Below are 10,543 nucleotides of genomic sequence, written 5' to 3'. Positions count from 1 at the left end.
CTTGTTGCCCTTGGCACCCGCGTGCGCCCAGAAGTACGCCGAGTCGTGCACCGGGATGCCCTCGGTGATCACGACCGCCAGCCCGATCTCCGCGTCGATCGCCTCGATCACCGCGTCCTTCGCGAACTTCGGCGGTACGAAGATCACCGACACGTCCGCGCCGGTCTTCTCGATCGCCTCGGCCACCGAGCCGAACACGGGCACCAGCGTGCCGTCGATGTCGGCTTCCGTACCCGCCTTGCGGGGGTTCACGCCGCCGACGATGTTCGTGCCCGACTTGAGCATCCGCTTGGTGTGCTTGGTGCCCTCGGAGCCGGTCATGCCCTGGACGATGACCTTGGAGTTCTCGTTGAGGAAGATGGCCATCTGTCTCACGCCCCCGCGGAAGCAAGTGCGGCGGCCTTGTCGGCCGCGTTGTCCATTGTGTCCACCTGCTCGAGGCCGGGCAGCGCGGCCTCGGTGAGGATCCGGCGCCCTTCCTCGGCGTTGTTGCCGTCCAGCCGGACCACGATCGGCCTGGTGACCGCCTCACCGCGGGACTCGAGCAGCTGGAAGGCCTGCACGATGCCGTTGGCGACCGCGTCGCACGCGGTGATGCCGCCGAACACGTTCACGAAGACGCTGCGCACGTCCGGGTCGGACAGGATGATCTCCAGCCCGTTGGCCATCACCTCGGCCGACGCGCCACCACCGATGTCGAGGAAGTTGGCGGGCTTCACACCGCCGTGCTTCTCGCCCGCGTAGGCGACGACGTCCAAAGTGGACATGACGAGGCCCGCGCCGTTGCCGATGATGCCGACCTGGCCGTCGAGCTTGACGTAGTTGAGGTCCTTCGCCTTGGCCGCGGCTTCCAGCGGGTCCTCGGCGGCGACGTCGACGAGGTCGGCGTGCGCCGGGTGGCGGAAGGAGGCGTTGTCGTCCAGCGTGACCTTGCCGTCCAACGCGATGATCTTGTCCTGCGGGTCGCGGACCAGCGGGTTCACCTCGACCAGCGTGGCGTCCTCCGCGACGAAGGCGTCCCACAGCTTGACGATGACCTCGGCGACCTGGTCGGCGACGGCCTCGGGGAACTTCGCCTGCGCCGCGATGTCCTTGGCCTTGGCGAGGTCGACACCGGCGATCGGGTCGATCAGGACCTTGGCCAGCGCCTCCGGCTTCGTGGCCGCGACCTCTTCGATGTCCATCCCGCCCTCGACGGAGGCCATCGCGAGGAACTTGCGGTTGGCGCGGTCGAGCAGGAACGAGAAGTAGTACTCCTCGGCGATGTCGGATGCCGGCGTCACCAGGACGCGGCGGACCACGTGGCCCTTGATGTCCAGTCCGAGGATGGCCTCGGCCTTGGTCCTGGTGTCCTCGGGGTCGTCGGCCAGCTTCACGCCACCGGCCTTGCCGCGGCCACCGGTCTTCACCTGTGCCTTGACGACGACCGTCTGCCCCAGCTCGGCCGCGATCGCCTTGGCGTCTTCCGGGTTGTCAGCCACGGAGCCCGGCAGGACCGGCACTCCGTGGGCGGCGAAGAGGTCCTTCGCCTGGTACTCGTACAGGTCCACTGAGAGCTCCTGCTCCACCATATGCACTGCGTTGGACGAAAAGACCCTAGCGACCGGCGCGACGGGCCGGGCCGTGGGTACTGGTGAGGTCGGTCACCGCAAGTGATCGGGCGTCAGCGTGCTTGCCCAGCTCACGACGCCCTCAGCGTTGCCATGTCGGAAAACAGCCTTGACTCCGGCGGCTCGCATGGCGTGCTCGTCGCCCTCCGCAGTGGCGAACACCACGGTCCGCGCGGCCAGTTCTGTACCGATCGAGCGATGTTCGTCGCTCCTGACGACCAGTCCGACCGCGCGCACGTCCTCCTGTTCGGCGGCACTGGCGATCTCGACGGCGGTGCCCGCCTTGGCGTACACGACTTCGACCCCGTTGTCGCGCAGTTCGCGTGCGAGGGTCCGCGTCTCGACGTCCTCCGGTTCGAGCTCGACGAGCAACAGCCTGATCATTTGCGCCGCGCGGGTTCCGGCCGTACCGCCAATGCCACGAACGCGCTGATCACCAGTGCCGCGATGGTCGCGAGCGACAGCCACGTCCCGGCAGCCGCCGTCGAACCCTCGGCTCGCCCGCCGGTCATCGGCACTTCGAGGGCGTGCACGGCGACGAGACAGGCCGCGCCGAACAACAACGCGGTGGCGCGTGCCGGACGGCTGCGTGCCGCGATCACCACGGCCATGATCACCGCGATCAGGGCGATGACGAGGCCCCACGACGCGGTGCGGAAGTTCGACCAGATACCCGGCGCCACGTACTGCTCGGCACGCATCGTCGGCAGTCCGAACGCGCCGACGGCGAACAGCACGGCGGCGGCGAGCGGGGCCATCAGGATCATGTTCGACGGACGGTCGCTCAGATCGACGTCGTCGCGCTCGATCGCGCCCGCGGCACCCGCACAGATGGCGGCGACCACCCCGAGCAGGACCGCTGCCAACGTCCACCACGTCGCCGCGCCCGCCCGGATGGCGCCGCTCGTGGACGTGGCCGTCATGACGGCGTCCAACGCCAGGAACGCGGCGAGCGGGATGGCGATCCACGCGACGTTCAACATCGGGCGGAAGATCCGCGCGATCGGCTTGACCAGAACGAGGACACCGAGCACGACCACGAGCAGGCCCGCGGGAAGCAACAGGCCGTTGGCGAAGGAGCCCGGTCGCGCGCCGGAAAGGATGATCAGCTCGTCGGTCTGGTTGATCGGGACGTCCGTCGGGATCGCCACGACGAACAGGTCCGTCACCTGGCCGAGCACCGCGGCGGCACCGGCGAGGACCGCGGCCACACCGGCGATCAGGTGCATCCGGCCGCCGCTCTGCTCGATGGGTACGCCCTCGCCGCGTTTCAGAGCGAGCCCGCTCGGCCACACAGCCGTGGCGATCAGCCCCAACGCACCGACGGTCGCCATGTAGGACCGCCAGTCCGTGTGCAGCCAGTCCACTGTGGTCCCGGCGATCTGCGCGGGAAGCAAGTAGGTGAGGACCGCGACCGCGACGCCGACCAACACCCCCCGGCCCATCTTCGGCGTGCGGGAAGTCCCGGCGACGACGCAGCCGAGCAACGCGGCCAACGCGATCAGCAACCCACCCGCGATGACCAGCCCAGGCCCGTTGGCGAGGTCGACGTCGAGCAGGAAGGCGTTGTCCGACCGGAACGGCGGCATGAGCAGGCCGAGGGCGGCGAGACCACCGAAGGCCAACCCCCACCCGAGCAATCGCTTGCGCGACTCCGGCTCGGCTTCCTCGAACTCGGCGGCGACAGCGGTACCGGGCTGCGCACCGGCGCGGACGATCACCATGGCACCGGCGACGAGCGTCAACACATGCCCGGCGACAAGCAGCCACGTCCCAGCACCCGCAGCCAACGGAACAAGATCAGTCGGCACAACCAACTCGGGCCTCGACGCCACCAACGCGTCCGCGGCCAGCTGAAGATCGATCAACGCCCGACCCGGCGCAAGGAACGCGGCGCCGACAAGAACACCAGCAGCGCCAACCGGCTTCCCAGCAACCAACAACCCAGCCGCGACAAGAACAGGAAGAACAGCAAGGACGACGAGAAGCGGGCCACTGCCGTACGCGGCAGGCGGCGCACCGCGCAGCACCCCGACGGACGGGCCGATCGCCACCAGCACGGCGCCGACGGCGGCCACGGCGATCGCCAGTTTCAACAGCGCCGGTACCGCAAGCCGTTCCGGCACGAAATCTCCACCCTCACCAGCGGTCGGGCCGGTCGGACGCCGGGTCTCCGACGATCGGATCCGCGAATTCATCACCCCGAACCTAGCAAGGCGATCACACACGACCTCGCCCAGCACAGCAACGACCATGAACACACCAGGTCACGAGGACAGAACCCGGATATGCGCCACCCGAGTGATCAACAACACCCGGATTCCGGACCCTCACACGGCGCCCGCAGGAAAGGTCGAATGCCAGCAACGGCTCACGGGGCAGGCGTACCGAGTGGGCAGAAGCAACCGCAACCAACGTGGTCGGTGCGGCCGCGACTGCGGCCCAGGTCGGCCAGGGCACAATCCCGGCCCGACACCTGCTCGAGCGCAGAACAATTCTGGTCGACGAGCGGGTAAGCGCAGGGCAGGGGACACCTGCGCCCGCCAACCCCGGGACACGAAAAGCATGCGCCGGGAGCAATACGACCCGAAGAACCTCCTGCCCAGAGGTCAGCCACCCGGCGAGGGACCGTCTCGAAACCCCAACCGCAGAAACGGACGGGAAGTTTCGCCAAGGTTGACGGGTTGAACCAGACAACCTCGACAACGTTTGAGGCGTCTTAGGAACCGAGAGGCAAAGTTGGGCCGGTGACGTGGGGAAATGTCCGTGGCTCAGCCGGACGGGGTAGCGGGCAGGCGGGGGTTTGCCGGCGGCGCGGGATGAGGGTCGCCGGTGGGTTGCACGGGGTGCATAGCGGCGGCCGTTGCTCGGGTAACGGGGCCGAGGGTGCGGTGAGCGGTTGACGGTGTCCTCATGGCGCGAAGAACCGCCCGGTTGGCGTAACGCAGATCACATTCTGGTGTGTTATGCCGCCTTAACTTTGGGTAATAGTTACTGATCAGTGACTTGTGCGCCCTCCCTGATCGGCACTGAAGGCCGCGGGGAAGTTGCCCTCTGCCGTCTCCCACGGTTACTGTCCCCCGGTCCGTTGTCACGGTCCGGTCACGGCAGGACTTGAGTGGTTCCCCCGAAACCACTCGCCCGGGATCCCCCGCCCGGTTGTCCACGCCAACGCTCGTCCCCGCGAGTCGAGGTGCCGCCCGGATCTCCCCGAGGCAGAAGGGCAGGCTTTGTCTCGTCACCGCTCCCCCGGCGGGCAGCAGCAGTCTGCGGTTGTTGTGGAGGCGCTTGAGCGCACCTCCGCCGACGATCGCGCCGAGCGTGGTGCGCACCGGCTTCCGGCGCCGCCACCCGCGTTGCGTGGCCGTGTGGTCGTCGCAGCTGTTGCCCTCGGCGCTTTCGCTGCCGCCGCAGCTGGTCAGACCCTCAAGTCAGGCCCGGCTCCCAGCGACGGCATCACTCCACTGGCGAACTCCGAAGGCGCATCCGCGGCATTCGGTGTCGGCGGAGACACCAGCGCCGCTGCTCCCGAAGTCCTCACCGTCGCGCAGGTCAGCGATGCCGGTGTCGAGGCGAGGAAGCTGACCAACAGCGCCCAGCTGATCGCGAACCGCACCGCGCGGCTTCAGCAGGAAGCCGCCGAGCAGGCCGAGCGGGATCGAGTCAAGTACGTCCGCCCGGCGGACGGCGCCTACACCTCCGGTTTCGGCGCCCGGTGGGGCACGACCCACTTCGGCGTGGACATCGCGGGCAGGTTCGGCTCGCCGATCCGCGCGGTCACCGACGGCGTCGTCATCGAGGCGGGCCCGGCCAGCGGCTTCGGCCTGTGGGTTCGCGTCCAGCACGCGGACGGCACCATCAGCGTCTACGGCCACATGGACTCGATCACGACGCGGGAAGGCGCCAAGGTCAAGGCGGGCGACCAGATCGCGCGGATGGGCAACCGTGGCCAGTCCACCGGAACCCACCTGCACTTCGAGGTCTGGGACTCCTCCGGTCGCAAGATGAACCCGGCGCCGTGGCTGGCCACGCGCGGCATCAAGCTCTGACGAACCAGGTTCCGGCGACTCGCCACACCGTGCACATGGCGGGCGAGCCCCGAGGCGACTGGCAGCCGACGCATCGTCGCCTTCGACCTGTCGGCGCGTGCTGGCCGAGCAGCGACCGCCAGGCTCCGGAGAGCCTGCGCAGTTCGTGGCCGACTTCCCTGGGTTGCGCCGTGGCCATGCGGTCAACGCCGTCCAGATAGCCCGCCACACGCTCAGCCAGCGCGCGGAACAAGATCTCGTCCATGTGGACACCTCCTGCTTGATGCGGTTTTCTTTCATTCCGCTAGTCAAGCAGGGGGGTCTGACAGTTTTCGAACTCTTGGTCGACTGCCTGGTCAGGTCGCTGCCGCAGCCGATCGCCTGCTGGGCTGCGCGGCGCGCTCAAGCACCTTGCGGCCGTAGACGTAGCGAGCCGCCAGCGCGACGCCCTTGTTCACGATCGTCTGCGGCAACGGCATCGGCCGCAGCACGTCGACAATCAGGACAATCCGCTCTTCCGTGCTGTTGTTCACCACTTCGTGGCTCCAGCTGTCGTCGAACAGCATGCTTTCGTTTTCCTGCCACGTGTACCACTGGTCCTTGACCCGAATGCTCGGCGGCGCCTCGTCCGGCACCTTCAGCCCGAGGTGGTACCGCAGATATCCGCAGTACGGGCCCTCGTGTTCCGGAATCGACTTCCCGGGCTCGAGAATGGAGAAGAAGGCCTGGAAGACATTCGGGATGGACGCCAGCAGCGCGGTCGTCCTCGGGCATTGCGAGGCGTTCGGCTCCGCCCGCTCACCCATCGCCCACAGGTAGAAGATCTTCCACTCCTCGGGCGTGACATTGGAGATCGTGGCCTGGTCAGGGTCCAGATCGTGGTAGGCGGGCAACGCCGAGCGGTCGGCGACGACCACGTCCAATTCGGCACGAATGTCCGCATACGAGTTGTCGAGACTGCGCAACGCCGGGTACGTCTCGTCGATGTCGAAAAGGACCGGCCGTTGCTCACCGCCAGCCGTCTGCTTGAACCACTTGCTGACGGCTTCCTGAATAGGCTTCGTATTCACGATACTCCCCACAGCGTGTTCGTCCTGTGATCCAGATACTGGACCGCCGGACGGCAACACGCATCCGGGAAACCCCCGTAGGCGCCCCTGAAGGCAACCCCCTAGAGCTTCACCAGGGGAACGCTGCCGATCAGCATCAGCCGAATTGTGCCCGCGCTGCCGAAGTCGATCGTGGCCGTGGCGCGGGGGCCCGCGCCGTCCGTCGCGACGACTGTGCCGAGCCCGTACTTGTCGTGGTTGACGCGGTCGCCCGCTTCCAGCTTCAGCGCCGGGGTGTCCTGCCAGCCCTTGAACGGCGTCGAACGCATGCCCTGCGCGGCGATCCTGGCCTGTGCCGAGTCCGACCCGGACCGGCTCCACGTCGTCATCGCGGACGGCCCGGACGAGCGCCTCGACGACGACTCCAGCCTGCGCCACTCGATCAGCTCGGCCGGGATCTCGTCGAGGAACCGGGACGCCGGGTTGGTCGACGGCTGCCCCCACGCGGAGCGCATCACCGCTCGGGACAGGTACAGCCGCTCACGCGCGCGCGTGATCCCGACGTACGCCAGGCGCCGCTCCTCGGCCAGTTCGACCGGGTCGGACAACGCGCGCATGTGCGGGAAGATGCCGTCCTCCCAGCCGGTGCTGAACACGACCGGGTATTCGAGGCCCTTGGCGGTGTGCAACGTCATCAGCGTGACCACGCCGTCGGAGTCGGCGTCCGGCACCTGGTCCGCGTCGGCCACGAGCGACACGCGCTCGAGGAACGCCTCAAGGGTGCCCAGCTGCGGCGCCGTCTCCTCGTCGTCGATCGCGGGCGGGACCTCGGCGAACTCCCTGGCCACGGTGATCAGCTCGCGGAGGTTCTCCAGCCGGGTGGCGTCCTGCGGGTCTTCGCTCTCCTCGAGTTCGGCCTGGTAGCCGGTGCGGTCGATGATCGCTTCGAGCAGCTCGGCGACACCGCCGTCGACCAGTTCGCGCAGCGAGTCCAGCAACTCGACGAATCCCGCGATGCACTTCTCGGAACGGGGGTTGAGCAGCGGGACCGTACCGGCCGCTGCCTTGCGCAGCGCCGCGCTGAACGAGATCCGCTCCTGCTCCGCGTGCGCCGCGACCACGGCTTCCGCCCGGTCGCCGATGCCGCGCTTGGGCACGTTCAGGATCCGCCGCAGCGACACCGTGTCCTCGGGGTTGGCCAGCACCCGCAGGTACGCCAACGCGTCGCGGACTTCCTTGCGCTCGTAGAAGCGGACCCCGCCGACGACCTTGTACGGCAGGCCCAGCCTGATGAAGATCTCTTCGAAGACACGGGACTGGTTGTTGGTCCGGTAGAACACCGCGATGTCGGCGTTGCGGGCGTCGCCGTGGTCGATCAGCTTGTCGATCTCGCCCGCGACGAAGGCGGCCTCGTCGTGCTCGTTGTCGCCGACGTAGCCGACGATCTTCTCGCCTTCGCCCGAGTCGGTCCACAGCCGCTTGTCGATCCGGCCGGGGTTGCGGGAGATGACGGCGTTGGCCGCGGACAGGATGGTCTGCGTGGAGCGGTAGTTCTGCTCGAGCTTGATCGTGGTCGCGTCCGGGTAGTCGCGCTCGAACTCCTCGATGTTGCGGATCGTCGCGCCGCGGAAGGCGTAGATGGACTGGTCCGCGTCGCCGACCACGCACAGCTCGCCCGGCGGGATGTCGCCCGCGCCGACCCCGACCAGCTCACGGACCAGCATGTACTGGGCGTGGTTGGTGTCCTGGTACTCGTCGACCAGCACGTGCCGGAAGCGGCGGCGGTAGTACTCGGCCACGTCGGGGAAGGCCTGCAGCAGCTCGACCGACTTCATGATCAGGTCGTCGAAGTCGAACGCGTTGGCCTGCTGGAGCCGCTGCTGGTAGACGGCGTAGACCTCGGCCGTGCGGCGCTCGAAGTCGTTGGTCGCGCGGCCCGCGGCGGTCTCGTAGTCGATCAGCTCGTTCTTCAGGTTCGAGATCTGCACGGCGAGCGACCGCGCGGAGTAGCGCTTCGGGTCGAGGTCGAGATCCCTGGCGACCAGGGTGATCAGCCGCCGGGTGTCGTCGGAGTCGTAGACCGAGAAGTTCGACGACATGCCGATGGTCTTGGCCTCGCGGCGCATGATCCGCACGCACATCGAGTGGAACGTGGAGACCCACATCGCCTTGGCGCGCCCGCCGACCAGGTCGGCGACGCGCTCCTTCATCTCGGCGGCGGCCTTGTTGGTGAAGGTGATCGCCATGATCTCGCCGGGATGCGCGTTCCGCGCGGCCAGCAGGTAGGCGATTCTCCTTGTCAGCACACGGGTCTTGCCCGAGCCCGCGCCCGCGACGACCAGCAGCGGCGTACCGCTGTGCTCGACAGCCTGGCGCTGCCGGTCGTTGAGGCCCTCAAGCAGGGCGGCGACGGCCGGGTTGACAGGTGTGGTGCCGGGAAGCTCGAACAGCGCGCTCATCGCGAACAAAGGTACTCGGTTGGTCCGACGAAGTTCGGGCGCCCTCGCACGTGTGTTCACCAGCACGCACCCAAGCTGGTTCGTCGGGAATAGAACCGGGCGGCGGATGGCTGGTCCGGATGACGGCGGCTTCACCTGGAGTTCGGGGTCCGTTTCCGGGGTTTTCCGGGGCTGATCCCTGATCCATTCGCCTGTCGCGGACGACAGTCTTCATGAGGAGTCGCAACAAGGGGAGTTACGGACGGGGGCGGGGAACGTGTTCGAGGATCTGATGCCGGACCTGACCGCACTGTCACCGGTCGCGGTGCTGGTGACGATCTTCGTGCTGGCGTTCCTCGAGACGACGGTGGTGATCGGCGTCGTCCTGCCGGGGGAAGTGCTCGTCGGCGCGTGCATCGGGGTGTTGCACGTCGCGTGGTCGCCCATCGCGGGGGCGGTGGCGGCCGCGGGGTGCCTTGCGGGCCAGTTGGGTGGTTACGCGCTCGGTCGCTGGTCGGGGCCGGCGATCAAGCACGGCTGGATCGGCCGGAAGGCCGGTCCGAAGCGGTGGGCGCAGGCCGAGCACCTGGTCGGGCAGTCAGGTGGCTGGCTGCTGGTGACAGCGCGGTTCGTCTCCGTGGCGCACACGCTGGCACCGGTGCTCGCCGGGGCGCTGCGGATGCCGTTGCGCAAGTTCGTCACGTTCGGCGCGATCTCCGCGGTGGTGTGGGCGGCGCTGTGGACCGCGGTCGGGGCCGCGCTTTCCGGGGCCAGCCAGGTCATCGACCCGGGTTTGCTGTCGTTCGCACTGGTCGGCGGTGGCGTGGTGGTCGGCGGGGTGATCATGACCAAGCTGTTCCGCAAGCTGGACAAGGCCGCCGATGAGCGGGCCGACGAGGAGCAGGAACCTCAACTCGACGCGCGGACGCCGGTTGTGTCAAGATGACTGCGTGCGGACAGAGCGCTTTTACTTTTTCTACGGGAACCGGACTCCGGCTCCCGTGGTCCTCTGACGCCACCAGACACCACGAAGCCCCCGGAGTCCTCGGACCCGGGGGTTTCGCGCTCCCTGGCCAGGTCTCCCAGAACGACGGGAAAGCCGATGACCCCCACGACCGAGAACGGGACCGCCGCGGACGACATCGACGCGCTGCGCAAGGAGATCGACTGGCTGGATGCCGAGATCCTGCGCCTGGTCAAGCGCCGCGTCGAGGTGTCGCAGACGATCGGCGCGGCGAGGATGGCCGCGGGCGGCCCGAAGATCGTCTACAACCGCGAGATGGACGTGCTCGCCCGCTACCGCGAACTCGGCCCGGAAGGCCGCCAGCTCGCGATGGCGCTGCTGAACCTCGGCCGGGGCAGGCTCGGCCGGTAGGAACGACGAAAATCAGGGCGATCACCCATCCGTGCACGCCCGG

The 10,543-nt window shown here is 68.1% G+C and carries 9 protein-coding genes and 1 pseudogene; 3 read left to right on the top strand and 7 right to left on the bottom strand.

Features of this window, described 5'->3' with window-relative positions:
* The 4 genes and pseudogenes from ALI144C_RS46935 to ALI144C_RS46920 form a co-directional block, all read right to left on the bottom strand.
* Window positions 1-366 (bottom strand): annotated as a pseudogene (locus ALI144C_RS46935) (succinate--CoA ligase subunit alpha); the annotation flags it as partial.
* Window positions 367-371: 5 nt separating this feature from the next.
* Window positions 372-1,550 (bottom strand): ADP-forming succinate--CoA ligase subunit beta, encoded by a 1,179-nt coding sequence (gene sucC, locus ALI144C_RS46930; RefSeq protein ID WP_076993666.1) that lies wholly within the window; start codon window positions 1,548-1,550, stop codon window positions 372-374.
* A 93-nt stretch (window positions 1,551-1,643) separates the two neighbouring features.
* Entirely contained in the window at window positions 1,644-1,994 is a 351-nt protein-coding gene (locus ALI144C_RS46925; RefSeq protein WP_076993665.1) for a hypothetical protein, read from the bottom strand.
* Window positions 1,991-3,736, bottom strand: a complete 1,746-nt coding sequence (locus tag ALI144C_RS46920; protein ID WP_143231276.1) for a hypothetical protein — start codon at window positions 3,734-3,736, stop codon at window positions 1,991-1,993. The genes ALI144C_RS46925 and ALI144C_RS46920 overlap by 4 nt, the downstream gene beginning before the upstream one ends.
* Window positions 3,737-4,888: 1,152 nt before the next feature.
* Between ALI144C_RS46920 and ALI144C_RS46915 the strand changes: the two genes are divergently transcribed.
* A complete protein-coding gene (locus ALI144C_RS46915) occupies window positions 4,889-5,659 on the top strand; it encodes a M23 family metallopeptidase (protein ID WP_237774632.1) in 771 nt (256 codons plus the stop codon).
* On the opposite strand, the gene ALI144C_RS46910 is transcribed toward ALI144C_RS46915, so the two are convergent.
* The 3 genes from ALI144C_RS46910 to pcrA all read right to left on the bottom strand — a co-directional run bounded on the left by ALI144C_RS46910 (window position 5,649) and on the right by pcrA (window position 9,146).
* Window positions 5,649-5,903 (bottom strand): hypothetical protein, encoded by a 255-nt coding sequence (locus tag ALI144C_RS46910; protein ID WP_076993663.1) that lies wholly within the window; start codon window positions 5,901-5,903, stop codon window positions 5,649-5,651. The genes ALI144C_RS46915 and ALI144C_RS46910 overlap by 11 nt on opposite strands.
* A gap of 91 nt (window positions 5,904-5,994) precedes the next feature.
* Window positions 5,995-6,708 carry an aspartyl/asparaginyl beta-hydroxylase domain-containing protein gene (locus ALI144C_RS46905; RefSeq protein ID WP_202819211.1) on the bottom strand — a complete coding sequence of 238 codons (714 nt, stop codon included), beginning with the start codon at window positions 6,706-6,708 and terminating at the stop codon, window positions 5,995-5,997.
* 101 nt (window positions 6,709-6,809) lie between these two features.
* On the bottom strand, window positions 6,810-9,146 hold the full coding sequence (gene pcrA / locus ALI144C_RS46900) for a DNA helicase PcrA (protein WP_076993801.1): 2,337 nt from the start codon (window positions 9,144-9,146) through the stop codon (window positions 6,810-6,812).
* A 256-nt stretch (window positions 9,147-9,402) separates the two neighbouring features.
* Here pcrA and ALI144C_RS46895 point away from each other — a divergent pair, with 256 nt between their 5' ends.
* Both ALI144C_RS46895 and ALI144C_RS46890 read left to right on the top strand, forming a co-directional pair.
* Window positions 9,403-10,071, top strand: a complete 669-nt coding sequence (locus ALI144C_RS46895) for a DedA family protein (protein WP_076993662.1) — start codon at window positions 9,403-9,405, stop codon at window positions 10,069-10,071.
* Between the two features lie 123 nt (window positions 10,072-10,194).
* Window positions 10,195-10,500 (top strand): chorismate mutase, encoded by a 306-nt coding sequence (locus tag ALI144C_RS46890; RefSeq protein ID WP_269086742.1) that lies wholly within the window; start codon window positions 10,195-10,197, stop codon window positions 10,498-10,500.
* Window positions 10,501-10,543: the final 43 nt, after the last annotated feature.

The organism is Actinosynnema sp. ALI-1.44 (genome assembly GCF_001984155.1).
Lineage (GTDB): Bacteria > Actinomycetota > Actinomycetes > Mycobacteriales > Pseudonocardiaceae > Kibdelosporangium.
The sequence above is the reverse complement of the archived record's forward strand: the minus strand, read 5'-3'. Positions and strand labels throughout refer to the sequence as shown.